The sequence below is a fragment of the Bradyrhizobium sp. USDA 4451 genome (assembly GCF_054822585.1).
This window is the reverse complement of sequence record NZ_JBTRCH010000001.1, coordinates 707,216-733,734: the sequence shown is the minus strand read 5'-3', so window position 1 is coordinate 733,734 and position 26,519 is coordinate 707,216. Positions and strand designations below refer to the sequence as shown.

Genomic DNA, 26,519 nt, shown 5'->3' with positions numbered 1-26,519 from the left:
GACACGTCGAGGTCTATCCGCGCGTTACTTCGTCGCCGCGGGCGCGGCGGCACCGCCGCCCGCCGCGTTCTTCTTGCACTCGGAACGGAATTTCTTGCGCTCCTTGCCGTGCAGGCCCTTGGCGTCGGCTTCCTTCGAGCATTCCAGCGACTCGGCGGTGCGCGGCTTGGCTTCCTTGGGCGCCTTGGCCGCAGTGGCCGCCGGAGCGGCGTCCTTGGCGGCGGGCGCGGCAGTCTGCGCGAAAGCCCCGCCCATCAGCAGCAGGGAGGCAACGGCAGTCGCGGTCGCGAACGTGGTAATCGTCTTCATGGGGCACCTCGTGAGGAAAGGAGCCGAAACGTTGCGCGGCGATGCTGAACCGTGGATGAACATGCCGACGTCCTGCCGCCACAATATTTTAGCGCCCAGGCGCGCCCGCACGTTGTCGCAAGTCGGGGTTGCGCTAGGATAATGGTCTTACGCCAATGCCCCCCAAGGCAAGCCCCAAAGGGAAACCAACGGGAAACCAGGGATGACGGGAGACTAGGGATGACCATTCAGACCAGATTGTTGTGCGTGATTGCGGTGTCGGGCTTTGCAGCCTTTGCGGCGAGCGCGCCGGCACAGGCCCTGACCGCGCAGGAATGCAGCGCCAAGTACCAAGCGGCCAAGTCGGCCGGCACCCTCAACGGCCAGAAGTGGAATGATTTCCGCAAGGCCCAGTGCAGCGCCGATGCGACCCCGGCTGCGGCGCCCGCCGCTCCGCCGCCCACTGCTGCCGCACCTGCTCCGGCTGCACCGAAGGAAGCCAAGCGGGAAGCCGCTCCCGCCGCGGCACCGGCCGCCCCGTCAGGACCCGCCGTGTTTCCGAACGCGGTCGATCCCAAATACGCCAAGGAGACCGAAGGCAAGCAGCGCATGCACAGCTGCCTCGACCAGTACAACGCCAACAAGACCACGGGCGGCAATGGCGGCATGAAGTGGATCCAGAAGGGCGGCGGCTATTACAGCGAATGCAACAAGAAGCTCAAGGGCGCCTGAGCCCGGCCGGAGCTGACGTTTGACGAGCGGCCGGCGCAAGCCGGCCGCTTTTCTTTGACGCCATTGCTACTGGCCTTCCGCCAGCAGCTTGTCCGCCGATTGCGCCAGCAGTTGCGCGCGCTTGCGCGCGCCGTGCTCGAGAAACAAGAGGCTCTGGCCGAAGATGAAGCAGTAGAACAGGAAGGCCTGCGCATCGGCCTCTTCAGACGACATCCCGGTGGCGCGGTAGAGCTGGCCGACCTGCTTCAGCCGCGCGGCATCGACGCTCGCGGCGGCCGTGGCGGCGGCCTCGTCGGTGCGTGCCCATTGCCGGATCGCGAGTTCGACCGCCATCGCCTCGGCGTTCATGCGCTCCGAATAGAGCGTGATGATCGCCTTCAGCCGCTCCCGCGCGCTGGCGCCGTCGAGCGCGGTCTGCTTCTCGATCGCGGCGATGCGGCCGTCGCGCCAGCGCACCAGCATGGCCTCGAGCAGCGCGGCGCGATCCCTGAAGCGGCGGTAGAAGCCGCCCTTGGTGACACCGAGATTCTTCGCCAGCACCTCGACCCGGACGCCGTCGATGCCGCTATGCGCAAGTTCGGCAAAGCCGGCCGCGACCCAGGCGTCGCCCTTGCTTTCAGTCATGTGATCTCCGCGGAGCGGGTCTGATACGGTACCGTATTGCTAGCCTGCCTGGTCCTTGATACGCTACCGTATCAAAAATCGAGGGAGGGGTACCATGGAGGGCGAGGCGACCTATCGCGGCACGGTCTATCCCTGGCACTGCGATCACATCGGCCACATGAACGTCATGTGGTACGTCGGCAAGTTCGACGAGGCGAGCTGGAACATGTTCGCGCGGCTCGGCCTGACGCCGAGCTATCTGCGCGAGTCCGGCCGCGGCATGGCCGCCGTGCAGCAGACTATCTCCTACAAGCGCGAACTGCTCGCCGGCGATCTCGTCGAGATCAAGAGCCGGCTGGTCGAGTTCCGCGACAAGTCGATCCGCATCCTGCACGAGATGCGCAACGCCGAAGCCGGCGAGGTCGCCGCGACCTGCGAGATCACGGCCGTGCATATCGACCGCGCCGCGCGCAAGGCGGCACCGTTCGCGCCGGCGATCCGCTACGCCGCGATGCCGCATCTCGTGCCGTCAGAACCGGTGAGCGCGTGACCGCGATGCCCCGCTTCGAGCCGAAGAATCCCGATTTTCGCGCGGTCGCGGCCGATACGTTCGCACGCCAGCGCGCGATGCAGACGCTCGGGATCTCGATCGCGCGGATGGAGCCGGGGGAAGTCGATCTCGCGATGCCCTATGCGCCGGAGTTTTGCCAGCAGAACGGCTTCGTGCATGCCGGCATCATCACCGCGGGTCTCGACAATGCCTGCGGGATCGCGGCCTTCACGCTGATGCCCGAAGGCTCCGACATCCTCACCGTGGAGTTCAAGACCAACCTGCTGGCGCCGGCCCGCGGCGAGCGGTTCGTGTTCCGCGGCACTGTGATCAAGCCCGGCCGGACGCTGACCGTCTGCGACGGCCGCGCCTACGCCGTGCAGGACGGCCTCGAGACGCTGGTCGCGACCATGAGCGGGACGCTGATGGCGTTGCAAAGACGGGAGCAATAGAGGCGCGTGCAATAAAAGCGTACGCAGCCTCTGTTCCGTCATCCTGAGGAGCGCGCCTTGCGCGCGTCTCGAAGGATGTACGGCCCGGCTGGTGGCCGTCGATCCTTCGAGACGCGCGTTCCGCGCTCCTCAGGATGACGGGTTTGAGAAAGGCGCAACGGATCAGCGACCAGAGTGCCTAGCATCTGCGCACGCGTTCAAGTCCCGCGCATTGACAAGCCATCGCCACACCGACCTGATACGAGGATACTTCGCGCGAGCGCCCTGCCATGATCGCCAGCCTCAGTCTGATCCTGCTCTGCCAACTCGTCGGCGAGGTTGCGGTGCGTGCGCTCGCCGTGCCGGTGCCGGGTCCGGTGGTCGGGCTGGTGCTGCTGCTGTTGCTGCTGTTGGCGCGCGACCGGTATGCGGCGCTGGCGCGCGGGCCGCTCGGCAATGACGGCGTCGAGAGCGCCAGCCGCGGCATGCTCGCCAATCTGTCGCTACTGTTCATCCCGGCCGGCGTCGGCGTGGTGCAGAAGCTCGATCTGCTCGCCGAACACGGCACGGCGATCCTGGTGATCCTCGCGGTATCGGTGATCGTCACGCTGCTGGCGACGGTTGCGACCTTCGTCGCGGCGAGCAGCCTGTTCTCGCGCGACGAGGAGGCGCCGTGAGCGACAACCCGTTCTCGCTCTGGGTCTACCTCTCGCAGTCGCCGTTGCTCTGGCTGACGGTGACGCTGTTGACCTATGCCGCGACCGATGCGGTGTCGCTGAAGACGCGGCGGCATCCGCTCGCCAATCCCGTGCTGCACTCGCTGTGGATCATCGGCGCCTTCCTGCTGCTGACCAAAACCTCCTACACCACCTATTTCGCCGGCGCGCAGTTCGTGCACTTCCTGCTCGGGCCGGCGACGGTGGCGCTGGCGGTGCCGCTCTACGAGAACCGCAAGCGGGTGGCGGCCGCGGTGCTGCCGATGCTGGTCGCGCTCGCGGTCGGCTCGCTGACGGCGATCGTCTCGGTGGTGCTGCTGGCGCGGGCGTTCGGCCTGCCGCGCGACATCATCCTGTCGCTGGCGCCGAAATCGGTGACGGCCGGCGTCGCGATGGGCATCAGCGAATCCCTGCATGCCGATCCGTCGCTGACCGCGGTGTCGGTGATCCTCACCGGGATCATGGGGGCGATCATCGTCACGCCGTTGATGAACTTCACAGGGATTACCGACTTCCGCGGCCGCGGCTTTGCCGCCGGGATCGCGGCGCACGGCATCGGCACCGCCCGCGCCTTCCAGGTCGACGAGGTCGCCGGCGTCTTTGCCGGCATCGCGATGAGCCTGAACGCGCTGGTCACCTCGCTGCTGGTACCGCTGGCCGTGACATATTTGCTGCGCTGATGCCGGCTGCATGGCGGTTTTGTGCTATCGGTATGGCATCAGCTAGCAAATCCTTCTAGGGTGCCGCCGCAAACGCGAGTCTGTCTCCCTTGGTCTTCTCTGCAACTCAAAGCCTGCTTGGGCTGGCATCGGGCATGCTGGTCGGCTTTTCGCTGGGCCTGGTCGGCGGTGGCGGGTCGATCCTGGCCGTGCCGCTGATGGTCTATGTGGTCGGCGTGCCCGAGCCGCATGTCGCGATCGGTACATCGGCGATCGCGGTCGCCGCCAACGCCGCGATCAATCTCTCCAACCACGCCCGCGGCGGCACCGTGATCTGGTCCTGCGCGCTGGTGTTCGCGCTGTCAGGCATGCTCGGGGCGTTCGGCGGCTCGATCCTCGGCAAGATGCTGGAGGGCCAGAAGCTGCTCGCGTTGTTCTCGATCGTGATGCTGGTGATCGCGGGCCTGATGCTGAAGACCCGCGCACGGGTCGGGTTGACCGACGTCAAGATCTCGATGTCCAACATGCCGGCGATCATCGGCCTTGGCCTTGCGACCGGAACCATGTCGGGCTTCTTCGGCATCGGCGGCGGCTTCTTGATCGTGCCGGCGCTCATGCTGGCGACCGGGATGCCGATCATGAACGCGGTCAGCTCCTCGCTGGTGGCCGTCACCGCCTTCGGCATGACCACGGCCCTGAGCTATGCGTGGTCCGGGCTGGTGTCGTGGGGCCTGGCGGGGCTATTCGTCGCCGGTGGCATCGCGGGCGGCCTGTTGGGCACCCGCAGTGCCCGGCACCTGTCGGAACGCCGCGGCGCCCTGAATATTGTCTTTGCGACTGTGATTATCGTGGTGGCGATCTATATGCTGCTGCGTAACATCAACGTGTCCTGAACGTAGAAGGGCGAAGGGCCCTTCCGGAAGCCAGCCATGAACCATCTGACGACATCACCCCTGATCGACGCCGCTGCCACCCGGCGCGGTGCGCTCGGCTTGATCGGTGCCGGCATCGCGCTCTTGGCCGCGGGCGGCGCGCGCGCCGAGGACGACAAGGTCCTGACCGAGGAGCAGGTGCTGCGCGATCCGGATATTCCTGTGATCGGCAATGCCAAGGGCGACATCACCATTGTCGAGTGGTTCGATTACAACTGCCCGTATTGCCGCAAGCTCGCGCCGGAGCTGCGTCAGGTGGTGCAGGACGACGGCAAGGTTCGTCTGGTGCTGAAGGACTGGCCGATCCTCGGGCCGGTCTCCAAGGTGGCGGCGCGGATGGCGCTGGCGGCGAAGTACCAGGACAAGTTCGAGGCCGCGCATGAGGCGATGATCTCGGTCAATTCGCGCATCACCGAGCCGCGCATCGCCGAGCTGCTCTCGGGCGCCGGGCTCGACATGGACCGGCTGAAGAAGGATCTCGACACCAACGCCAAGGCGATCGACGCGATCCTGTCGCGCAACAACGAGCAGGCGATGGCGTTCGGCTTCAACGGCACGCCGTCATTCATCGTCGGCAAGTATCGGGTGCCCGGTGTGCTCAGCATGGATCAGTTCGAGCAGGTGATCGCCGACGCGCGCAAGGCCAATATGGGCCGCAAGACCGAGCAGAACTAAGTCCCTTGGCATTCAATCACGTGGAGCCCTTGCGCTTGGCATAGGCGCGCCGCGCACGCTCGCGATTGCCGCACACCTCGCTCGAGCACCATCTGCGGGTTCGGTTCGGGCTCTCGTCGACAAAGAACCAGCCGCAGCCATCGGCCTCGCAGCATCCGATGCGGCTGGCGTCGTCGGACGCCAGCAGGGCCGTCAGCGACCACAGCACCGGCCATAACGGCTCCGTCAAATCGGTCCCTGCCAGCGCATGGCGATAGCCACGGTCCTGCCGCACGAGGTCGGGCTGCCGGGGCGCCGCTGCGAGCAATCGATTGACGAGACCAAGATTCACGGCGCGGCCGCCGCGCAGCGCGTCCGAGATGCGCCAGATGTCGCGGCGCAGCTCATACGCCGTCTGCATCGCGCGAGCGGCCTCGCTGCTTGCCGCACGCGCTTTCAGCTTTGTGGCCGCAGCAAGCGGCAAGGTCCCGCGGCGTTCGCTCCAGGCCAACAGCGCCGCATAATCCGGGATCAGCTCCTGCGGATCGTTGGAGGTGCGCCAGTCCAGCGTGTTGGCGAAGTCAAGGCAGACCCGTCCGCCGAAGAACTGCGTCGCTGCCCGCGCGGGGTCTCTTGACATCACGGCCTCTCACCAAGTCTAATCTAATGGTCATGACCATTACAAGTGCCCGACAGTTTCAACGCGTCCCCACGATGACGACAGCCGGATTCAGGCGGGGCCTGGTCGCGGCGCTGCCTTTCCTGCTCAGCAACGGTGCCGCCGGCCTCGTGATGGGGCTGACCTACAAGGGGCTTGGGCTGGGGGCGGCGCATGCAATCCTGTTCAGCCTGCTGGTCTACTCCGCCACGGCGCAGGCGATCACGCTGAGCATGTGGGCCAGTCCGCTGCCGGTCGTTGCCATGGTGGTTGCCTGCATCGCCACGAATTCACGATACTTACTGATGGGCGCCCATCTGCGCCAGCTGTTTGGCGGATTGGCGCCCCGGAAGATGCTGCCCAGCCTGTTTCTGCTCGCGGATGCGTCGTGGCTGATGACGAGCGCGGACGCCGACCGCAACGGACCTGATGCAGGCTATCTGCTGGGATCAAGCATCCCGATGGCGGTCGGCTGGGTCGGCGGCACCGCGCTCGCCTATGCCGCCCCGCTCGCGGCAAACGGACCGCTCAGGCTTGCCGCCGCGTTGCTGCCGACGATGTTCATCGCGACTCTTATTCCGAGCCAATGGAAGAACGCGCGATCGCCCTGGCCGTGGCTGACCTCGGCCGTTGCCGCGTTGCTCGTCGCCCGCTTTGTCGATCCCAGCTGGTCGATGCTGATCGGAGGCGGCTGCGGCACGCTCGTGAGCATGATGGAGCCGAGCGATGCATGACTTGCAGGTCCTCGGCGTCATCTGCATCCTCGGCATCACCTGCTATGCCATGCGCGCCGGCGGATACGTTCTCGCCGCATCGATGCGCGAGGACGGCATCGCCGCGCGGTTTCTCCGGCTCGCGCCCGGCAATCTGTTCATTGCATTCATTGTCGGCGGCTGCCTGTCGGGCGGGCCGGCAGGCCTGATCGGGACCGTGGTCGCGCTGGTGACGATGGCGATCACGGCGCGGGAATGGGCCGCGCTGGGAGCCGGGTTCGGCGCTGCGCTGGCGGCGTCCACGATCGGATGGTGACGGCAGCGATTACTTCGACGCGATCTTGTCCCACTGCTCGCGGGTACGCGCCTTCAGCAGATTCCAGTCATGGGCCGCGACGTCCCAATTGACGATGGTGCGGGTGTCTTGCGCGACCTCGCCATTGGCCACGCTCGATGTCCGCATCGAATCGGCCACATAGACGCCGCAAACCAGCAGGAGCGCGCCCAAGATCATGCCGAAAAACGTCCGCATCGCTTAATCCCTCCGCTGTCGGCAGGATAACGTTGGAGGGTTCGCTGTGGTTCCAGCGCTCGGTGCGCCGCATCGTCAACCGTCTTCCCGGTTGCGGCCTTGCAAGCCGCAGGCGCATGAGTTGTGTTGTTCTATTCACGGCCAATCCATGACCGTCATCCTGAGAGAGTGTGAATGTGTTCAGTGTCGTCCTGGCTTTCGCCAGGACGACGGCGTGGCGAGGCTGCTCGCTACAATTTCTCACACGTCATCCTGAGGTGCGAGCGCTTGCGAGCCTCGAAGGATGCACGGCCTCGACGCAACCGGAGCCAGCCGCAGCCGGGCCGTCGACCCTTCGAGACGCGCTTTGTGCTCCTCAGGGTGACGGGGAGAGGTGAGTTCAAGTGCCGTCGGCTCACCCACCATTCAGCCACTGCATGATCTCTGCATTGATCTCGCGCGGATAGGTGTGGCTGAGGTCGTCGATCTCGCGATAGGTCACCTTGGCGCCGGCGGCCGACAGCAAGCCTTGCGTCTGCCGCGCGGTCTGCACCGGGAACATCCAGTCGAGCTTGCCGTGGGTGATGAAGATCGGCAGGCCGCGCAGCCTGTCCGCATCGGCCATCTCGGCCATCAGCGGATGGAAGGTCGCCGCGACCGGCGCCAGATGCGTGAAGCGCGAGGCGCCATCGAGGCCGCTCACATAGCTGAACGTGCCGCCGTCGCTCATCCCGGTCAGCAGCATGCGCGTCTCGTCGATCTTCCAGCGTTCGCGCACCTGGTCGAGGATGCGGTTGAGGTTCGGCGTGTCGCTGTCGTCGCCCATCAGCGCCCAGGTCTGGCCGGTCGCGGTCGGCGCCACCAGGATGGCGCCGCGGCTGCGCGCGTCGCGCAGCCAGCTCCACAGGAAGCCGCGGCCGTTGCCGCTGCCGCCGTGCAGCGCCATCACCAGCGGCCAGCCGCGGTCGGGCGTGTAATATTCCGGCACATACATCGAGAAGCCGCCGCGGCTGCCCGGTTCGTTGCGCTCGTGGAAGATGCCGGTGTCGGCGTTGGGCTTGGCCGCGAGCTTCGCCTGCAGCCCGGCATCCTCGCGCAAATCCGGCGCCATGAAGAAGCCGCTGACCGGCGGCAATTCGGTCAGCGGATAGAGCGCCTCCTGCGCGCGCGGCAGATGGCGCAGCGCGCGGAACACGCTGACGAGGTCGCCTTGGCCGTTCTGCACCGCGCGCAGCCCCGCATAGCCGGCCAGCGCCGGTTCGATCGCAGCCTCCAGCGCGACCTTGATGTGCGCGAATTTTTCCGGCCAATCGGCGAGCCGCGGCTGCACCGCCTGCAAGGCTTGCTCCGGCTCGCCCGCGATCTGCATCACGCGATCGAAGTCCGGCGGGTTGAGGTTGCGCGCGACGAAGGCCAGCGATTCCAGCGTTTGCAACAGCGGCGGCAGCACGGCCACGATGTCGTCGACCACGGCCTCGCTCATCGCCACTGCCTCTTCTTTCTTGCCTAGTGCAGCCGCGGCGCCTTCAACAGCTTCATGCGGTCGATCGAGGTCAGCGTGACGTCGAAGGTGACGCCCTCATGGTAGACGGTCAGCGGCACGTCGACGCCGGCCGAACCGAGCGACCAGAGCTTGCGATAGAAGCCGGTCTGGCCGGTCACCTTGTCGCCGTCGACGGCGAGGATCACGTCGCCGGTCTTCAACTCGGCGCGCGCCGCCGGTCCCTTGCTGGCGACGCCGACCACCACCAGGCGGTTGTCGATCTCGGTCGTGTACATGCCGAGCCACGGCCCCGCGCCGGCCGGTCGACGCGGCCGAACTTGCGCAAATCGCCGAGCACCGGGCGCAGCAGATCGATCGGCACGATCATGTTGACATGTTCGGAACGGCTGGAGCGCTCGCGTTCGAGCTGCAGCGAGCCGATGCCGATCAGCTCGCCGTCCTTGTTGATCAGTCCGGTGCCGCCCCAGTTCGGATGCGCCGGATAGGTGAAGATCGCCTCGTCGAGCAGGTATTCCCAATAGCCGGCGAATTCCTGCTTGGCCGCGATCTGGCTTGCGACCGAGCGGGTGCGGCCGCCGGCGCCGCCGAGCACGACATTGTCGCCGACCTGGGTTGCCGCCGACGAGCCGATCGGCAGCGGATCGATGTCGAGTTGTCCCAGCGCCTGCACCAGGCCGAAGCCGGATTCGAAATCGAAGCCGAGCGCATGGCCCTCGACCGCGCGGCCGTCGCCGAGATGCAACCACACGGTGGCGGCTTCGGTGATCAGATAGCCGATCGTCAGCACCAGCCCGCGGTCGATCACCACGCCGTTGCCGGTGCGCTCGGTGCCGAGCGTCTCGGCACTGAACGCGTCAGGCGGAATGATCGAATGCAGCCCGACCACGCTCATCAGTGCACGATCGAGGTCATAGCGATAATCCTCGGGGCGGGGCTGAAAGGCCGCTGGCACTTTCCATTCGGTGGTGGAGGGCATTAGGGATCTCCTGGCGCGCAGCGTGCTGGAACCTCATAGTAGTGCGAGGTTCTGCCGGCAGGGAAGATGGAATGATATACCCTGCGCGGCGGCCTGCACAGCTCATCTGGCGTGCAGACCTGCCCCTCGCAAGATCAAACGAATCTATTCGGTTTTTGTTGCCGCACGTGCCGGCATGATGCGGAAGGCGCGGTTGTCCTTGATCCAGGCGGCGCGCTCGTCGCGCAGCATGGTGCGGCGGACCTTTCCGGAATCATCGCGCAGCGCGGTGCCGACGCGCTCGAAGCTTTCCGGATGCTTGTAGCGGCTGAGCCGGTCTTTCAGGAAATCGCCCATGCCGTCGGCGATCGCTTGCGCATCGGCAGTCTCGGCGAGTTCGAGGATCGCATGCACACGCTGGCCGAATTCCGGATCGGGCAATCCGACCACGACGCAGGAACGCACCTCGGGATGCTCGCTGACCGCGGCCTCGACCTCGGCCGGATAGATGTTGGCGCCGCCGCGCAGCACCATGTCGGCGAGCCGGTCGCCGAGATAGAGATAGCCCTCTTCGTCAAGCCGGCCGATATCGCCGAGCGATTCCCAGCCGTCCGGCCGCCGCTTCGGCGATGCGCCGAGATAGTGATAGGTCGAGCCGGCGCCGTCATTGGGCAGGAAATAGATCTCGCCGGTCTCGCCGGGCTTAACGTCGTTGCCGTCCTCGCCGATGATGCGCAGCTTCGCGGTCTCGCCGATCTTGCCGACCGAGCCCTTGTGCGCCATCCATTCGACGCCCGAGATCACGCAGGCGCCCTGCCGCTCGGTGCCGCCATAGAGCTCCCACACCCGCTCCGGGCCGAGCCACTCGATCCACTTCTCCTTCAGCCAGGGCGGCATCGGAGCCGCCATGTGAAACACGATCTGCAGGCTGGAGACGTCGTAGCGCTTGCGCACCTCGTCGGGCAGCGCCCAGATCCGGTGCATCATGGTCGGCACGAAATTGACCCATTGCACGCGCTCGCGTTCGATCAGCCGCAGCGTTTCCTCGGCGTCGAACTTCACCATGCCGGTCAGCTTGCCGCCGCCGAACAGCGCGGAGTGCGCCAGGATGAACGGCGCGTTGTGATAGAGGGGCCCCGGGTTGAGCAGCGAGGCCTGATGCGGAATCCCGAGCATCAGCGGCGTCGTGGTCTCGATCACCGCGGGGTTGTGATCGAGGATCACCTTCGGCCGCCCGGTCGAGCCGCCGCTGGTCATCGCCTTCCAGTAGCGCGCGACCGGCGCATCGAGCGGCTCTTCGGAAAATCCTTCCGGCACAAAATTCACCGGCAGCGAGTTCGGCGCATTCCAGTCGGCCTCGCCGCCGACCACCAACGACGGCTTGAGAATCTCGAGCACGGCGGCTGCCTCGCCGCGCGGCAGCCGCCACGACAGCGAGGTCGGCGTCGCGCCGCATTTCCACACCGCGAAACTGGTCTCGAAGAATGCGTTACTGTTGGGCAGCCCGATCGCGACGAAGTCGCCGGGCTTGACGCCTTTCGCGGCGAAGGCGCGCGCCCGCGCATTGGCGCGGCGCTCGAGCTGATGCCATGTCAGCGTCTCCGCGCCATGACTGATCGCGATCGCATCAGCGGGCTTGCGTTCGGCATACCAGCGCGGCACGTCGGCGAGGGGGAGAAGCATGGGTCGTTTCCGTCGGAAAGGCGGCTTGAAGCGCTCTTGTTGCAGGGATGTGGCGAGGGCCACGGCCGCCACTTCACCAATTATGTGGTCTCGATGTCAAGCCGACGGCTGCTCGCGCAGCCGATATCCTGCTGATGATATTGTGGAATCCCGGTTCGCTAAAAGCCCCGTCAAGATTCCGGTAAAGTTCAAGCGATCACGCTAAGCCGGACTTTACGGGGGGACGGCATTGTGACCGGTGCGGTTCTGTGCCGGCACGCCGATCGGCGTGCGCGGATTCCAGTTTTCAATGACCAATGTCTTCAATGACCAATGTCTTCAAGGACCAATGTCTTCAAGGACCAATGTCTTCAAGGACGACGACGATGGCGAGCAATGGAGCACGGATCAAGGTCAGTCGCGAGCCGCGGCGCCAGCTCAACAACCGTGCGGCGTGGATCACGGTCGATGATGGCGCCACCGAGAACGAATGCGCGGTGGTCGATATTTCGCCCGGCGGCGCCAAGATCACCACCGAGGTCGCGTTCGAGGTCAAGGACCGCCTTGCGCTGACGCTGCTCGCCGATCATGCCAAGCGCTATCCCTGCGAGGTGGTCTGGCGTCGCGGCAACACCTACGGGCTCAAATTCGTGATGGCAGAAGCCGAGCCGGATGAGCCGGCCGCGGAGCCTGCCGGCGCCGTATAGCCGAAAGGTTCTGCCGCCGTCTGGCTGCCGGTTCGATGCGGCGCGAGCCCGTCCGGCCGTTCCACCCGATAGAGCTTTGCGAATTCGCCGTCATGGAGCGGCGTGAGCTTCTCGATCGGCTGAAATCCAGGCTTTGGATCGATCAGCAGCACATAGTCGAAGTTCGAACGCCAGTCGACCAGGTAGCGCGCCCATCGCAGGGTTTTCGCCGAGAACGGTTCGTTGGCCAGCACCTTCCAGTCGATCGGCTCCGTCAGCGGGTGAGACATTCGATCGAACGGCGGCAGAATGGTCACCGGCTGCTGCGCCGGGTCGGCAAACAACAATGGCCAGAACGCTCTGCGCTCGATGAGGAGCAACGCCGGGAGGTGGTAGGTCAGCCGGTAGATCCAGGGCAGCGTGCGTCGCGCCGGAGGCGCCATCGTCCGTTCTTCCGTCGATCCCGTCGCGGCCAGCACGCGCGCACCGGGCTCGACGCCGGCGATCGCCGCGCGCAGATCGGCAAGGTCGTCCCGGCTGTCCATCCACGTCGCAGCGACATAGGCCGAGCGGACGAGAATCAAGGCTGCAAAGACGACGCCGAACATCATTGCCTCGCGCCGCGCGATCCGCGGCTGCACGCCCGCGAACAGCAGCAATCCGATTATCACCGCAGCCCGCAGATCGATGTGGGAGCCTCCCTTCATCCGCAGCGGCGCGGCGATGTAGACGATTGCCAGCACGGCAATCGCAAGCCGCATTCCCGGAGCGAATGCGAGATGACGACGCATGGCGAACAGCGCGACGACGAAGGCGACGGCAGTCACGATCGTCACGTTAAAGCCCGGTATCGTGAACGCGCTGAACAGCCTCATCAATTTGACGATCGCATGCCACGCGCCGAGCGACGTGGCGGCGTCGCCGAACGGACTGAGTCGATACAACACGGCCGCCGGAGCGAGCGCGACCAGGATCGGGATCGCGGCCTGCATGACATCGTGTACGGTGACCGTGCCCGATGACCAGCGTTTCCGGACCTCCGCTGCCTCTTCCGCACCGATCAGGAGGAATAGAAAGGCCAGCCCGAAGATGTGGGTGAAGAAGGTCGCGACCGCGGCGGTCGCGCCGGCCAGCGTTTTCCATCCGGAACGATTCCGCCGGCGCAGCGCAACCCAGGCGGCCGCACCGACCAGCGCAAGGCCCAGCGAGAGCAGGAAATTCATGAAGCCCATGAAGAAGGCTGCGTTGTAGGCGACCAGGCCCGACGCCAGCGGCCAGTAGGAACGGCAGCCGAAAGCGACCCGGTGGTACACGACCGCGCCGCCGACCGGGCCGAGCAGGCACAGCGCCAGCAATATTCGGCCACCCGTGTGGGGATCGGTTATGCGCAGCAGCCCTGCCCCGATAACGTCCATGCCGAGATTGGGCAGGATCGTCCAGTGTGGCGCATACATCTTCGAGAGGACCGGGTCGTCCGGATGGGCCAGGATGAAGAACCGCGCGAGGTGATTTGGATAGTCCGTGAGCGGCGGCACGTCGATGACGAGAAGCGGAGCCAGCAACACGATCGCAAGCGCCACCGCCGTCGCCAGCCACCGCCAAGCCGCCTCACGCATCGATTGAACGTGGGTGGCAGCCGTCTTGACCAGGGGCGCGTGCATCGGCGGCTAGTCCTGTCCGTCCGCTCGCGCGCAGTGCATTTGGAATGCGTGCCCGATGCTCCAGCTGGACCAGATCGGAAGCCAGGCTGCGGCATTCAGGAACACCCGGATGAAGCGGATGCGGAACCCGCTCGCGACGAGGTTGACCGCGGGAAACTTCGCGGACATCGCGCCGAGACTTCGGCTGCGGTTGTGGTGTTCCGCTAATTTACCTGTGGTTGTCACACGGCCATGTCGCGTGGGGGCCGTTAACATTCAGTTACGGTTGGATCGATTAGGTAACATACAACCTGTGGATTTGGAAAAATGCACCCTCAAATTATGCGGGTGCCGCGATCTGTGCGCTAGCTCGCGACTAAAGTCGAGTTCGACGTGAAGTCGCCGGACGCATCAGTGCGCCTTCAACGGCGCACGCGAGCAGGCGGCTGCACGGCGTCCCCCGCGTTGTTGGTGTTGCCGGCATTGCCGGTTGTCGAGCCCGGAAGCGCCGGCGCTGCACTGAAATTGCCGCCGGATGACGGTGCATAGCGCTGGCCACTCTGGGTCGGAAGCGCGCTACCCGACGGCGCGGCGCGGTCGCCGGGACGCGGCGGCAGCGGGGAGCCGCCCGCGCCTTGGGCGAGAAGCTGGGCCGGCGCGAGGGTGAGGCCGGCGGCGACGATGATGGCGAATGTGGTCTTGCGCATGATCCGGTCCGGGATGGCGCGACAGCCGCGGCGGAAGATGTGACGTCCGTCAAGCCCGCGCGATGATATCACCGATAACGTCGGACGTGTTGCTCCGGTTGCAAGGGCCATCGCTCAACCGTGATGCACATCTGCGTGTGTCGGGCCTCGGCGACTATCAGCCGCGATAGCGCAGCGCATCGACCAGCAGGGCGAAGGCCGGCGCGGATTGCCGGCGGCTTGGATAATACAGGTGATAGCCGGGAAACGGCGCGCACCAGTCGTCGAGCACCTGGATCAATTGGCCCTTGGCGAGCTGCGTGCGCACCTGATCCTCGGCGATATAGGCCAGTCCCAGCCCGGCCAGCGCCGCCTTGATCCGCAAGGTCGTGCTGTTGAACACCAATTGTCCGTCGACGCGGACCTTGAGCGGGCGGCCGCGCCGCTCGAATTCCCAGGCATAGATGCCGCCATGGGTCGGCAGGCGGATGTTGATGCAGGCATGCTGGGTCAGGTCCTGCGGCCGCTTCGGGCGCTCGCGCCGCTTGAAATAGGAGGGAGCACCGACCACGACCATGCGGAAATCCGGCCCGATCCGCACCGCGATCATGTCCTTGGCGAGCTGTTCGCCGAGCCGGACGCCGGCGTCGAAGCGTTCCGCCACGATATCAGCGAGACCGTTGTCGACGGTCAGGTCCACCTTGATGTCGGGATAGCGCGGCAGGAACGTTTCCAGCGCCGGCCACAGGATCGTCTCGGCCGCGTGCTCGCCGGCATTGATGCGGATGGTGCCGGCGGGTTTGTCGCGCATGGCGCTGAGCGCTGATAGTTCGGCGTCGATCTCCTCGAAACGGGGGCCGATGCCTTGCAGCAATCGTTCGCCGGCCGCGGTCGGCGCGACGCTGCGCGTGGTGCGGGTCAGAAGCCGCACGCCCAGCCGTTCCTCCAGCGCGCGCAGGGTATGGCTCAGCGCCGACTGCGACACGCCGAGCCTCGCTGCGGCGCGGGTGAAGCTGCGCTCGCGCGCCACCGCAAGAAAGGCGATCAGGTCGTTGACGTCGTGCCGCGGCATTCATGAGCCCTGCTCATAAGTCCATCCTGATTTTTACGTCTAATGCTCCGCCGATGCACGCCCTAAATCCCGCGACGACGAATTCCGGTCATCGACGTGGAGAGACATCATGCAGAAACGTAAACTCGGCAGCAGCAACCTCGAGGTCTCGGCAATCGGCCTCGGCTGCATGGGCCTCAGCTTCGCCTACGGCCCGGCGCTCGAGAAGGCACAGGGTATCGCGGTGCTCCGCGGCGCGGTCGAGCGCGGCATCACCTTCTTCGATACCGCGGAGGTCTATGGCCCCTACGTCAACGAGGAACTGGTCGGCGAGGCGCTGGCGCCGGTCCGTGACCAGGTCGTGATCGCGACCAAGTTCGGCTTCGATCTCGGCTCGATGGCCGAGCGGCACCGGTCGCTGAACAGCCGGCCCGAGCACATCAGGGCGGTCGCGGATGCCTCGCTGAAGCGGCTGAAGATCGACATCATCGATCTGTTCTATCAGCATCGGGTCGATCCCGCGGTGCCGATCGAGGACGTCGCCGGCACCGTCAAGGACCTGATTGCCGCCGGCAAGGTGCGCCATTTCGGCCTGTCGGAGGCCGGCGCGCAAACCATTCGCCGCGCGCATGCGGTGCAGAAGGTGACGGCCTTGCAGAGCGAGTATTCGCTGTGGGAGCGCGGGGTGGAAGCGGAAATCCTGCCGGTGCTGCAAGAGCTCGGCATCGGCTTCGTGCCGTACAGCCCGCTGGGCCGTGGTTTTCTCACCGGCGCGATCAGCGCGTCCACGACGTTTGCCGGCGACGATTTCCGCAACCTGGTGCCGCGCTTCACGCCGGAGGCTCGCCGCGCCAATCAGGCGCTGGTCGATCAGCTCGGCCGGATCGCAGCCGGCAAGGGCGCGACCACGGCACAGATCGCGCTGGCCTGGCTGCTGGCGCAGAAGCCGTGGATCGTGCCGATCCCGGGCACCACGAAGCTCAATCGGCTCGAGGAAAACATCGGCGCAGCGAACATCGAGCTGACCGCCGCCGACCTCGCCGACATCGGCAGCGCCGTCACCGCAGTCGAAGTCCAGGGCGCGCGCTATCCGGAGCAACTGCTCGGGTTGGTCGGGCGTTAAGCGCTTTCCGTCGTCGCGGGACGCGCGCCTGCGTCCCCAGCTACACCTGTCATCGCCCGGCTCGAGCCGGGCGAGGAAGTACGCCGCGGCCTCTCTGCTCCAGCACTGACGCCTCTGGAATACTGGATCACCCGCTTTCGCGGGTGATGACACCGCGTTGTTTGACATCTTGAGCCGGGAACCATCCACCGCCATCGCAATGCTCGTTGTCGCAAGAGGCCGGGGCCACCCCCGCCTCGCGGCCTCACCGTTCCGTCAGCTTCAGCTCGATGCGGCGGTTGCGCTTGTAGGCGTCTTCGGTCTGCGCGGTGTCGAGCGGCTGGAATTCGGCGAAACCGGCGGCGACCAGGCGCTGCGCCGGCACGCCGCGCGAGATCAGATATTGCACCACCGAGATCGCGCGCGCCGAGGACAATTCCCAGTTCGATTTGAACAGCGGGCTGTTGGTGATCGGCCGCACGTCGGTGTGGCCGTCGACGCGCAGCACCCAGGCGATCTCGGCTGGGATCTGCTTGTCGAGATCGATCAGCGCGTTTGCGACCGTATCGAGCTCGGTCTTGCCCTCCGGCAGCAAGGTCGCCTGGCCGGTGTCGAAGAACACTTCCGACTGGAACACGAAGCGATCGCCGACGATGCGGATATCGGGGCGGTTGCCGAGGATCGCGCGCAACCGGCCGAAGAATTCCGAACGGTATTTCGACAGTTCCTGCACCCGCTGCGCCAGCGCGACGTTGAGGCGCTGTCCGAGATCGGCGATCCGGTTCTGCGATTCCTTGTCGCGCTTCTCGGAGGCGTCGAGCGCCTCCTCGAGCGCGGCGAGCTGGCGGCGGAGCGCGCTGATCTGCTGGTTCAGCACCTCGATCTGCGCCAGCGCGCGCGACGACACGCTCTTCTCGGACTCCAGCGCCTTGTTGAGCTCGGTGGCGCGGCCCTGTGCGTCGTTGCCGGAATTGGCGAGCCCCTCATACAGCCCCTTCATGCGGTCGCGCTCGCTCTCGGCGGAGGCAAGGCCGGCGCGCAGCTGCGACACCTGGTCGTCGAGCGTCAGCTTGCTGAGCTTCTCCAGCGACAGCAGCTCGTTGAGCTGGGCGATCTTGGCGGTGAGCTGCTCCAGCGCCTTGTCCTTGCCCGTGACCTCCTGCGACAGGAAGAACTGCACGACCAGGAACACCGAGAGCAGGAACACGATCGACAGCACCAGCGTCGACAGCGCGTCGACAAAGCCGGGCCAGTAGTTGAAGCCGGATTCGCTGCGGCGCGAGCGGGCGAGGGCCATCTGGTTTCCCTTTAGTTCCTGTCAGTGCGGCGCGTGGCAGACGGCTTCGATGTTGTGGCCGTCGGGGTCGAACACGAAAGCACCGTAGTAGTTTGCATGATAGTGCGGCCGAATTCCGGGCCGCCCATTGTCCCTGCCGCCGGCCTTGATCGCGTCCTCGTAGAACCGATCGACGGTGGCGCGATCATTTGCCGTGAAGGCGATGTGGGCGCCGCTCTGCGGCGTGCCGCGCCGGCCGATCCAGAAGAAGGCCTTCGGATGCACGCCATAGCCGGCGAACCCGGCACCCTCCGCATACAGGCGGCTGATGCCGAGGGAACGCAAAGCCGCATCATAGAAGGCCTTGGACCGCTCGATATCGCTGCTGCCGATGGTCACGTGGTCCAGCACATCGGCCTCCGTGGCTCAGCTCTTCTCGGGCTGGCGGGCGAGGCGCTCGAGCAGCCGCTTGATCTCGCGGTTCTGCTCGCCCTGGCCGTCGGCCCATTCGCGGATCATCTGCTGCTCGGTGCGCATATGCGCGACCAGTCCCTGGATCGCCTCGGCAAGGTTGGCCATCGCCGCCGTGGTGTTGCGGCCGCCCGCGCCGCCGCCGCCTTCCTCGAGCGTGGCACGCAGCCGGTCAATCGCGCCCTGCATCTCGGCGCCGCCAGCGCCGGCCTCGTCGCCGGAAATGCCGCGCACAGTGGTGGCGAGCCAGTCCTCGAGGTCGGTGTAGAAGCGGTTCTGGGCCTGGCTCGATTGCAGATCGAGGAAGCCGAGGATCAGGGAACCGGCGAGGCCGAACAGCGAGGACGAGAACGAGATGCCCATGCCGCCGAGCGGGGCGGCGAGGCCCTCCTTCAGCGTGTCGAACAGCGCACCGGCGTCGCCGCCGACCTTGAGCCCGTCGATCACCTTGCCGACCGAGCCCACCGTCTCGATCAGGCCCCAGAAGGTGCCGAGCAGGCCGAGGAACACCAGAAGTCCGGTCATGTAACGCGAGATGTCGCGGGCTTCATCGAGCCGGGTTGCGATCGAATCCAAGAGATGCCGCATGGTCTGCTGCGTGATCGACATCCGCCCGCTGCGCTCGCCGCCGAGAATGGCCACCATCGGGGCCAGCAGCGTCGGGCGGCGGTCGATCGCAAGGCCGGGGTCGGCGATGCGGAAATTATTGACCCAGGCGACCTCGGGATAGAGCCGGATCACCTGGCGGAACGCCAGGATGACGCCGATCAGGAGCACCGCGCCGATCAGGGCGTTCAGCCCGGGATTGGCGAAGAAGGCGGTGACGATCTGCTTGTACAACACCACCCCGACCAGGCCGCACAGCACCAGGAACACCAGCATCCGCACCAGGAAGATCCTGGGCGAGGACAGCTTGCTCAGTTCGATCTCCATGTCGGAGCGGGAAGGGGGCATTGCCGGGTCATCCGTTCGCGAAGGCCGCATCTGCCAGCAATATGGCACAGCGGCGCAGTGAGGAAAGCCGAATCCAAAGGCTGCCGGCAGAACCTGGGGTTGATCCGGAGCGAAGTGTTGCCGCATTGCGCGGCTTTCCGGGGCGCCGGCGCACCGGCGTGTGCAGAAGGTGCCAATCCCCGCAGATCGCGAGACGGACTCAAGGGGGGCGGGGCGATCCGCGATGCCTGCGCCGCGGATTTGCGCGTTCGCAATCTGCGACATTCCTGCGCAGGCAAAGGCCGCGTTCCCGCTCCCGCAGTCCTTAACGCATGCCCACAGCCTGCGATGGAACCCGCTCACAATCCGGTGAGTCGACAAAACATGCCGCGAAATCAGAACGATAGGTTTGTGTGACATTGAGCCGCCCGACAAACGCATTGCGTCGCAGCAAGCAGGATTTATTTTTGGCGGCAGGAGCGGTGCCGGTGTGGCGCCGCCGTTTGTTTATTCCCAACCAACCACAGGGGCGACCATCTCAATGTCTGGACTTCGCGCGCAATCGGCATGCATTGCTCTGATGCTGGCCGTGACGGCGCCACTGCTTGCTAGCTGCGACGAGCCGACCACCGCAACCGCCGCCGTACAAGCGCCCGAGCCGGACGTCAGTGTCGTCACCGTGAAGCCGCAGGCCCGCGCGATGGTGCGCGAGCTGCCGGGCCGCATCGCGCCGACCCGCGTCTCCGAGGTGCGCCCGCGCGTCTCCGGCATCGTGGTCAACCGCATGTTCCATCAGGGCAGCGAGGTGAAGGTCGGCGATCCCCTGTACCAGATCGATCCGCGGCCGTTCGAGGTCGAATTGCAGTCGACCGAGGCGGCGCTGGCGCGTGCCAAGGCGGTGCTCGAGCAGACCGCGCTGCAGGCCCGCCGCATCGCGACCCTCACCAATCAGCGCGCGACCTCGGAGGCCGAGAACGAGAAGGCGATCGCCAATCTGAAGCAGGCCGAAGCCGACGTGCAGGGCCGCGAGGCCGACGTCGCGCGCGCCAAGCTCAATCTGGATTACGCCACCATCCGTGCGCCGATCGACGGCACCATCGGCGCTGCGGTGATCAGCGAGGGCGCGCTCGTCGTGCAGAACGACCCCACCAGCCTTGCCACCATCCAGCAGCTCGATCCGATCTATGCCGACTTCCAGCAGTCGGTGACCGAAATGAACCAGCTCCGCCGCGCCTTCGAGAGCGGCGATCTCGACCGCATCGCGCCCGACGCGATGAAGGTTCGCCTCGTGCTCGACGACGGCTCGATCTATCCGCTGCCGGGCAAGCTATTGTTCTCCGACGCCAAGGTCGACGCCTATACCGGGCAGGTGACCCTGCGCGGCGAGTTCCCGAACCCGCATCGCATCCTGCTGCCGGGCATGTATGTCCGCGTGCAGATCGAGCAGGGCATCGACTCGGACGCGATCGCGGTGCCGCAGCAGGCGATCCAGCGCAATGGCGGCGGCGGCAGCGAGGTGTTCGTCGTCAAGGACGACAATCTCGTCGCGGTGCAGCCGGTGCGCACCGGCTCGCTGCAGGGCGGCACCTGGTTCGTGACCGAGGGCCTGAAGGCCGGCGACAAGGTCGTGGTCGAGGGCTTCCAGAAATTCGCCGCCGGCGACAAGGTCCGGCCGCTGGCCTGGCGCGAGGTCGATGCTGCTGCAACACAGTCGGATTCGCAGCAGACCGCCCACGCGAAGCCGTGACCCGCCATGCCTAGCTTCTTCATCGACAGGCCGATCTTCGCCTGGGTCGTCGCGCTGTTCATCTGTTTGGTCGGCGCGATCTCGATTCCGCTGCTTGCGGTGGCGCAGTACCCGATCATCGCGCCGCCCTCGATCTCGATCTCGACGAGCTATCCCGGCGCGTCGCCGGAGAACCTCTACAACAGCGTGACGCGGCTGATCGAGGAGGAGCTCAACGGCGCCGCCAACATCCTGAACTTCGAATCGACCTCCGACTCGCTCGGACAGGTCGAGATCATCGCCAATTTCAAGCCGGGCACCGACACCAGCCAGGCTTCGGTCGAGGTGCAGAACCGCCTCAAGCGCGTCGAGGCGCGGTTGCCGCGCGCCGTGATCCAGCAGGGCATCCTGGTCGAGGAGGCCTCGTCCGCCGTGCTGCAGATCATCACGCTGAACTCCACCGACGGCTCGCTCGATGAAGTGGGCCTCGGCGACTTCATGATCCGCAACGTGCTGGGCGAGGTGCGCCGCATCCCCGGCGTCGGCCGCGCCACGCTGTATTCGACCGAGCGCAGCTTGCGCATCTGGATCGATCCGGCCAAGCTGGTCGGCTACGGCCTGTCGGCCGACGACGTCAACAAGGCGATCACGGCGCAGAACGCCCAGGTCGCCTCCGGCAGCATCGGCGCCGAGCCGAGCACCGACACGCAGAAGATTTCCGCGCAGGTGCTGGTCAAGGGCCAGCTCTCCTCGCCGGACGAGTTCGGCGCCATCATCCTGCGCGCCAATCCCGACGGCTCGACGGTCCGGTTGCGCGACGTCGCGCGGATCGAGGTCGGCGGCCTCAGTTATCAGTTCAACACCCGCGTCAACGGCAAGCCGACGGCGGGCCTCTCGGTGCTGCTGTCGCCGAAGGGCAACGCGCTGGCGACCGCGAGCGCGGTCGAAGCCAAGATGCAGGAGCTGTCGCGCTTCTTCCCGGCCAACATCTCCTACGAGATCCCCTACAACATCACGCCCGTGGTGAAGGCCTCGATCGAGAAGGTCTTGATGACGCTGGTCGAGGCGGTGGTGCTGGTGTTCGTCGTGATGTTCCTGTTTTTGCAGAACATCCGCTACACCATCATTCCGACCATCGTGGTTCCGGTGGCGCTGCTCGGCACCTGCGCCACGCTGATGGCGGTGGGCTATTCGATCAACATGCTGACCATGTTCGGCATGGTGCTGGCGGTCGGCATCCTGGTCGACGACGCCATCGTCGTGGTCGAGAACGTCGAGCGCATCATGGCCGACGAAGGCCTACCGCCGAAGGAAGCCACCCGCAAGGCGATGTCGCAAATCACCGGCGCCATCGTCGGCATCACGCTGGTGCTGATGGCGGTGTTCGTGCCGATGGCGTTCTTCCCCGGCTCGGTCGGCATCATCTATCGGCAGTTCTCGGTCACCATGGTGGCGGCGATCGCGTTCTCGGCGCTGCTCGCGCTGTCGCTGACGCCGGCGCTGTGCGCAACCTTGCTCAAGCCGGTCGAGCAGGGCCACGGCCATGCCCGCAAGGGCGTGTTCGGCTGGTTCAACCGCGTGCTCGATACCAGCCGTTCCGGCTATACGCGCACGGTGCAGGGCTCGCTGAAGCGCACCGGCCGGCTGATGCTGATCTATCTGGTGCTGTTCGCAGGCGTCGCCTACGGCTTCGTGCGGCTGCCCGGCGGCTTCCTGCCGGTCGACGACCAGGGCTTCATCACCACCGACGTGCAGACGCCGTCGGAATCGTCCTATGCGCGCACCGAGGCCGCGGTCGAACAGGTCGAGAAATACCTGAAGGACCGCGCCGGAATCGAGAACGTCACGTTCCTAACCGGCTTCAGCTTCCTCGGCCAGGGCATGAACACCGCGCAGGCCTTCATCACGCTGAAGGACTGGTCGGAGCGCGGCACGAAGGAGTCCGCCGCCGCCATCGTCGCCGACATCAACCGCGATCTGTCGTCGATCCGCGACGCCAGGATCTCGGCGCTGCAGCCGCCGCCGATCGACAATCTCGGCAACTCGTCGGGCTTCTCGTTCCGCCTGCAGGACCGCGGCCAGAAGGGCTATGCGGCGCTGATCGCAGCAAGCGACCGCCTGATCGCGGAGGCCAATGCCAGCCCGATCCTGCAGAAGGTCTATGTCGAGGGCCTGCCGCCGGCGCCGCAGGTCAATCTGATGATCGACCGCGAGAAGGCCGGTGCGTTCGGCCTCACCTTCGAGGACATCAACAACACGATCTCGACCAATCTCGGCTCGAACTACATCAACGACTTCCCGAACCGCGGGCGCATGCAGCGCGTCATCGTGCAGGCCGACAAGGGAAGCCGCATGAACGCGGACGACATCCTCAATTACAACGTCAAGAACAGCCGCGGCCAGCTGGTGCCGTTCTCGGCCTTCGCCACCATCGAATGGACCAAGGGGCCGACGCAGATCGCGGGCTTCAACTACTATCCGGCCGTGCGCATCTCCGGCGAGGCGAAGCCGGGCTTCACCTCGGGCGATGCGATATCAGAGATGGAGCGGCTCGCCGACAAGCTGCCGCGCGGCTTCGGCTATGAATGGACCGGCCAGTCGTTGCAGGAGAAGATGTCGGGCTCGCAGGCGCCGTTCCTGCTCGCCCTGTCGGTGTTGGTGGTGTTCCTGCTGCTTGCCGCGCTCTACGAGAGCTGGACCATTCCGCTCGCCGTGCTGCTCACCGTGCCGCTCGGCATTCTCGGCGCCGTGGTGGCGGCGACGCTGCGCGGCCTGCCGAACGACGTCTATTTCACCGTCGGCCTGATCACCATCATCGGCCTTGCGGCGAAGGACGCGATCCTGATCATCGAGTTCGCCAAGGATCTGCGGGCGCAGGGCAAGCCGCTGGTCGAGGCGACCATCGAGGCGTGCAGTCTCCGATTCCGCCCGATCCTGATGACCGGTCTCGCCTTCGTCTGCGGCGTGCTGCCGATGGCGATCGCGACCGGCGCCGGCGGTGCCAGCCAGCAGGCGCTCGGCACCTCGGTCATGGGCGGCATGATCGCGGTGGTGATCCTCGCGCTGCTCCTGGTGCCGGTGTTCTTCGTCAGCGTGCAACGCGTGCTGGCGGGGGATCGCGAGAAGACCGCGGAGAGCGCCGAAGTCTACGGTCCGCCTGCGCCGGCGAGGGGAGGCCACTGAGGTCCCGTCGGCGACGCCTCCGGCTTGCTTTCGCAAGCCAGTCAATCCAGATTACAGCTCTGGATTGAACGGGTGGCGAGCAGGCAACCCGAGGACTGAGAGCATGTGATGCGGCCGAGCGATATTGCGATCTCGAACTATCGCTCGATCCGGCGGCTCTCGATGCCCATTCAACCGCTCTCCGTCTTCATCGGCGAGAACGGCGTCGGCAAATCCAATCTCTACAAGTCGCTGTCGCTGCTGCGCGACGCGGCCACGGGCCGGATCACTCGCACGATCGCCGACGAGGGCGGATTGAACTCGGTCTGCTGGTCCGGCATCCGCCGGCGGGGCGAGGATGCGCGGCTGCGACTGGCGGTCAGGTTCGAGCACGTCAATTACGCGATCGAACTCGGACATCCCGGCCCGGTGGAGGCGGCGTTTCCCGGCGAGCCGATGATCAAGTCCGAACGCATCGAGGCGATCCACGGCAAGCGCAAGGTCCTGATGATGGAGCGGACCAATTCGCACGTCAGCGTCCGCGGCGAGAGCGGCGCCTGGAGCGAGTACAAGAATGCGGTGCTGCCGTCGGAAACCGCGCTCGCCGATTTCGTCGACGGCCAGAGCTGTCCCGAAGTCGGCCTGATCAGGAACGCGTTGCAGAGCTGGCGCTTCTATCACGACTTCCGCACCGATCCGGCATCGCCGATCCGCAAGCCGTGTCTGGCGATCACCACGCCGTCGCTGAGCGCCGATGGCAGCGATCTGGCCGCCGCCTTGGCAACGCTCAGCGCGATCCGGCAGGATGCCGTCGACCTGCAGGATGCGATCGAGGATGCATTCCCGGGCGCCGAGCTCCGTGCATGGGAAGACAACGGGCGGTGCGAATTCGAGCTGCGGCAGGCGGACATGCCGCGTGCGTTCAAGGCGCACGAACTCTCCGACGGCACGCTGAAATATATCTGCCTGCTCGCGGTGTTCATGGGCTACCGGCTGCCGCCGTTCATCGCGCTGAACGAGCCCGAGACCAGCCTGCATCCGTCGCTGCTGGCGCCGCTGGCGAGGCTGATCGCCAAGGCGTCGCGCCGCGCCGACATCTGGATCGTCACCCATTCGGAACAGCTGATGGAGGCGCTGCGCAGCGAGAGCTCGGTGCCGCTGCGCCGGGTGATCAAGGCAAAGGGCGCCACCGCCATCGAGGGCCTGACCCTCAGCGGCGAGTTTCGTGACGGGCAAGACGACGAAGACGAGGATGACGACGATGACGACGATTAGAACGTCGTCGTCGCGTCATTGCCCGAGCGGCTTCAGGACCTTGATCAGCTCGCCGTGCACGAACTCGTTGCCGCAGACCACATGGCCGGTCTGCAGCGGGTCGTCATTGCCCTGAATGCCGGAGATCGTGCCGCCGGCTTCGCGGACCATCAACAGGCCGGCCGCGATGTCCCAGGGCTGCAGATTGCGCTCCCAATAGCCGTCGAAGCGGCCGGCGGCGACGAAGGCGAGATCGAGCGAGGCGGCGCCGAAGCGGCGGAAGCCCGCGACCTTGGTCTGCAGCGCGGCCATCTCCTGCTGCGCCAGCTGGTGGTTGCCGCGGCCGATATGCGGCAGGCCGCAGGCCACCACGCATTCGTTGAGCTGGCGGCGGCCGGCGACGCGCAGGCGCTGGTCGTTGAGGAACGCGCCCTTGCCGCGCTCGGCGATATAGAGCTCGTCATTGGCGGGATTGTAGATCACGCCGGCGATCACGGTATCCTCGCGCAGCAGCCCGATCGAGATCGCGAATTGCGGGATGCCGTGCAGGAAGTTGGTGGTGCCGTCGAGCGGATCGACGATCCAGGTGTGGGTCTTGTCCGAACCTTCGCGCTTGCCGCCTTCCTCGCCGAGGAAGCCGTAGCCGGGCCGGGCCTTTTCGAGGTCGGTGTAGAGCATCTCCTCGGCGCGCTTGTCGGCCAGCGAGACGAAATTCGCCGGCCCCTTCAGCGACACCTGGAGATGTTCGATCTCGCCGAGGTCGCGCTTGAGGCTGCGTCCGGCGCGTCGCGCGGCCTTGACCATGACATTGATGAGGGCGGAGTAGAGCATGAGGATGATTTCTTATGCGATTAGGCTGGCTGCGGGTTCAAATCCAATCCCGTCATCCTGAGGTGCGAGCGCAGCGAGCCTCGAAGGGTGCACGGCCCCGGACCGGGCCGTTCATCCTTCGAGACGCGCTACG

At 66.0% G+C, this 26,519-nt stretch carries 27 protein-coding genes and 1 pseudogene; 14 read left to right on the top strand and 14 right to left on the bottom strand.

The genetic code is table 11. The annotated features are described in order from the left end of the window. Positions 1-24: 24 nt before the first annotated feature. Complete coding sequence (locus tag ACVMB0_RS03315) at positions 25-309, bottom strand: PsiF family protein (RefSeq protein ID WP_456752225.1); 285 nt, start codon at positions 307-309, stop codon at positions 25-27. A gap of 219 nt (positions 310-528) precedes the next feature. On the opposite strand from ACVMB0_RS03315, the gene ACVMB0_RS03310 reads away from it, so the two are divergent. After that, on the top strand, positions 529-1,020 hold the full coding sequence (locus ACVMB0_RS03310) for a hypothetical protein (RefSeq protein ID WP_456752226.1): 492 nt from the start codon (positions 529-531) through the stop codon (positions 1,018-1,020). A gap of 66 nt (positions 1,021-1,086) precedes the next feature. Here ACVMB0_RS03310 and ACVMB0_RS03305 read toward each other — a convergent pair whose 3' ends face one another. Continuing rightward, positions 1,087-1,644 (bottom strand): TetR/AcrR family transcriptional regulator, encoded by a 558-nt coding sequence (locus ACVMB0_RS03305; protein ID WP_461345305.1) that lies wholly within the window; start codon positions 1,642-1,644, stop codon positions 1,087-1,089. A gap of 94 nt (positions 1,645-1,738) precedes the next feature. Here ACVMB0_RS03305 and ACVMB0_RS03300 point away from each other — a divergent pair, with 94 nt between their 5' ends. The 6 genes from ACVMB0_RS03300 to ACVMB0_RS03275 all read left to right on the top strand — a co-directional run bounded on the left by ACVMB0_RS03300 (position 1,739) and on the right by ACVMB0_RS03275 (position 5,586). Then, positions 1,739-2,173, top strand: coding sequence for an acyl-CoA thioesterase (locus ACVMB0_RS03300; protein ID WP_461345304.1), 435 nt, complete (start codon positions 1,739-1,741; stop codon positions 2,171-2,173). Between the two features lie 5 nt (positions 2,174-2,178). After that, on the top strand, positions 2,179-2,625 hold the full coding sequence (locus tag ACVMB0_RS03295; RefSeq protein WP_456756408.1) for a PaaI family thioesterase: 447 nt from the start codon (positions 2,179-2,181) through the stop codon (positions 2,623-2,625). A gap of 269 nt (positions 2,626-2,894) precedes the next feature. Continuing rightward, positions 2,895-3,281, top strand: coding sequence for a CidA/LrgA family protein (locus ACVMB0_RS03290; RefSeq protein ID WP_461345303.1), 387 nt, complete (start codon positions 2,895-2,897; stop codon positions 3,279-3,281). Then, positions 3,278-4,000 carry an LrgB family protein gene (locus ACVMB0_RS03285; RefSeq protein ID WP_461345302.1) on the top strand — a complete coding sequence of 241 codons (723 nt, stop codon included), beginning with the start codon at positions 3,278-3,280 and terminating at the stop codon, positions 3,998-4,000. Before ACVMB0_RS03290 ends, ACVMB0_RS03285 begins: the two co-directional genes overlap by 4 nt. Before the next feature lie 134 nt (positions 4,001-4,134). After that, positions 4,135-4,872 carry a sulfite exporter TauE/SafE family protein gene (locus ACVMB0_RS03280; protein ID WP_456756409.1) on the top strand — a complete coding sequence of 246 codons (738 nt, stop codon included), beginning with the start codon at positions 4,135-4,137 and terminating at the stop codon, positions 4,870-4,872. Between the two features lie 36 nt (positions 4,873-4,908). Continuing rightward, entirely contained in the window at positions 4,909-5,586 is a 678-nt protein-coding gene (locus ACVMB0_RS03275; protein WP_456752231.1) for a DsbA family protein, read from the top strand. A gap of 16 nt (positions 5,587-5,602) precedes the next feature. Here the strand turns inward: ACVMB0_RS03275 and ACVMB0_RS03270 are convergent, their stop codons facing one another. Continuing rightward, positions 5,603-6,205, bottom strand: coding sequence for a CGNR zinc finger domain-containing protein (locus ACVMB0_RS03270; protein WP_461345301.1), 603 nt, complete (start codon positions 6,203-6,205; stop codon positions 5,603-5,605). A gap of 26 nt (positions 6,206-6,231) precedes the next feature. Here ACVMB0_RS03270 and ACVMB0_RS03265 point away from each other — a divergent pair, with 26 nt between their 5' ends. Together ACVMB0_RS03265 and ACVMB0_RS03260 are read left to right on the top strand one after the other, a co-directional pair. Next, on the top strand, positions 6,232-6,957 hold the full coding sequence (locus tag ACVMB0_RS03265) for an AzlC family ABC transporter permease (RefSeq protein WP_461345300.1): 726 nt from the start codon (positions 6,232-6,234) through the stop codon (positions 6,955-6,957). Further along, positions 6,950-7,252: an AzlD domain-containing protein gene (locus ACVMB0_RS03260; RefSeq protein WP_456752234.1), complete on the top strand. Its 303-nt coding sequence runs from the start codon at positions 6,950-6,952 to the stop codon at positions 7,250-7,252. The genes ACVMB0_RS03265 and ACVMB0_RS03260 overlap by 8 nt, the downstream gene beginning before the upstream one ends. Before the next feature lie 9 nt (positions 7,253-7,261). On the opposite strand, the gene ACVMB0_RS03255 is transcribed toward ACVMB0_RS03260, so the two are convergent. The 4 genes and pseudogenes from ACVMB0_RS03255 to ACVMB0_RS03240 form a co-directional block, all read right to left on the bottom strand. Beyond that, a complete protein-coding gene (locus ACVMB0_RS03255; RefSeq protein WP_456752235.1) occupies positions 7,262-7,468 on the bottom strand; it encodes a hypothetical protein in 207 nt (68 codons plus the stop codon). Positions 7,469-7,862: 394 nt separating this feature from the next. Next, a complete protein-coding gene (locus ACVMB0_RS03250) occupies positions 7,863-8,930 on the bottom strand; it encodes a carboxylesterase family protein (protein ID WP_456752236.1) in 1,068 nt (355 codons plus the stop codon). 23 nt (positions 8,931-8,953) lie between these two features. Beyond that, a pseudogene (locus ACVMB0_RS03245) lies at positions 8,954-9,927 on the bottom strand (S1C family serine protease). Between the two features lie 144 nt (positions 9,928-10,071). Beyond that, positions 10,072-11,589 (bottom strand): AMP-binding protein, encoded by a 1,518-nt coding sequence (locus ACVMB0_RS03240; protein ID WP_456752238.1) that lies wholly within the window; start codon positions 11,587-11,589, stop codon positions 10,072-10,074. A gap of 365 nt (positions 11,590-11,954) precedes the next feature. Between ACVMB0_RS03240 and ACVMB0_RS03235 the strand changes: the two genes are divergently transcribed. Next, positions 11,955-12,275, top strand: a complete 321-nt coding sequence (locus tag ACVMB0_RS03235) for a PilZ domain-containing protein (RefSeq protein WP_456752239.1) — start codon at positions 11,955-11,957, stop codon at positions 12,273-12,275. Here ACVMB0_RS03235 and ACVMB0_RS03230 read toward each other — a convergent pair. From ACVMB0_RS03230 to ACVMB0_RS03220, 3 genes are all read right to left on the bottom strand, one after another. After that, positions 12,203-13,834 (bottom strand): hypothetical protein, encoded by a 1,632-nt coding sequence (locus tag ACVMB0_RS03230; RefSeq protein ID WP_461345299.1) that lies wholly within the window; start codon positions 13,832-13,834, stop codon positions 12,203-12,205. The genes ACVMB0_RS03235 and ACVMB0_RS03230 overlap by 73 nt on opposite strands. 482 nt (positions 13,835-14,316) lie before the next feature. Further along, complete coding sequence (locus ACVMB0_RS03225) at positions 14,317-14,601, bottom strand: hypothetical protein (protein WP_461345298.1); 285 nt, start codon at positions 14,599-14,601, stop codon at positions 14,317-14,319. A gap of 157 nt (positions 14,602-14,758) precedes the next feature. After that, complete coding sequence (locus tag ACVMB0_RS03220; protein WP_456797179.1) at positions 14,759-15,652, bottom strand: LysR family transcriptional regulator; 894 nt, start codon at positions 15,650-15,652, stop codon at positions 14,759-14,761. 109 nt (positions 15,653-15,761) lie between these two features. Here ACVMB0_RS03220 and ACVMB0_RS03215 point away from each other — a divergent pair, with 109 nt between their 5' ends. After that, complete coding sequence (locus ACVMB0_RS03215; protein ID WP_461345297.1) at positions 15,762-16,754, top strand: aldo/keto reductase; 993 nt, start codon at positions 15,762-15,764, stop codon at positions 16,752-16,754. Positions 16,755-16,998: 244 nt separating this feature from the next. On the opposite strand, the gene ACVMB0_RS03210 is transcribed toward ACVMB0_RS03215, so the two are convergent. From ACVMB0_RS03210 to ACVMB0_RS03200, 3 genes are read right to left on the bottom strand one after another with little or no spacing between them, the layout of a single operon-like run. Beyond that, positions 16,999-18,030 carry a peptidoglycan -binding protein gene (locus tag ACVMB0_RS03210; RefSeq protein ID WP_461345296.1) on the bottom strand — a complete coding sequence of 344 codons (1,032 nt, stop codon included), beginning with the start codon at positions 18,028-18,030 and terminating at the stop codon, positions 16,999-17,001. Positions 18,031-18,051: 21 nt separating this feature from the next. Further along, entirely contained in the window at positions 18,052-18,420 is a 369-nt protein-coding gene (locus ACVMB0_RS03205) for a VOC family protein (RefSeq protein WP_461345295.1), read from the bottom strand. Between the two features lie 15 nt (positions 18,421-18,435). Next, a complete protein-coding gene (locus tag ACVMB0_RS03200; RefSeq protein WP_461345294.1) occupies positions 18,436-19,434 on the bottom strand; it encodes a flagellar motor protein MotA in 999 nt (332 codons plus the stop codon). 520 nt (positions 19,435-19,954) lie between these two features. On the opposite strand from ACVMB0_RS03200, the gene ACVMB0_RS03195 reads away from it, so the two are divergent. From ACVMB0_RS03195 to ACVMB0_RS03185, 3 genes are all read left to right on the top strand, one after another. Continuing rightward, positions 19,955-21,160 (top strand): efflux RND transporter periplasmic adaptor subunit, encoded by a 1,206-nt coding sequence (locus ACVMB0_RS03195; RefSeq protein ID WP_461345293.1) that lies wholly within the window; start codon positions 19,955-19,957, stop codon positions 21,158-21,160. 6 nt (positions 21,161-21,166) lie between these two features. Then, positions 21,167-24,322 carry a multidrug efflux RND transporter permease subunit gene (locus ACVMB0_RS03190; protein ID WP_461345292.1) on the top strand — a complete coding sequence of 1,052 codons (3,156 nt, stop codon included), beginning with the start codon at positions 21,167-21,169 and terminating at the stop codon, positions 24,320-24,322. Between the two features lie 108 nt (positions 24,323-24,430). Further along, complete coding sequence (locus tag ACVMB0_RS03185) at positions 24,431-25,576, top strand: AAA family ATPase (protein ID WP_461345291.1); 1,146 nt, start codon at positions 24,431-24,433, stop codon at positions 25,574-25,576. Between the two features lie 15 nt (positions 25,577-25,591). Here the strand turns inward: ACVMB0_RS03185 and ACVMB0_RS03180 are convergent, their stop codons facing one another. Beyond that, positions 25,592-26,386 carry an inositol monophosphatase family protein gene (locus ACVMB0_RS03180; RefSeq protein ID WP_456752250.1) on the bottom strand — a complete coding sequence of 265 codons (795 nt, stop codon included), beginning with the start codon at positions 26,384-26,386 and terminating at the stop codon, positions 25,592-25,594. Between the last annotated feature and the right edge of the window lie 133 nt (positions 26,387-26,519).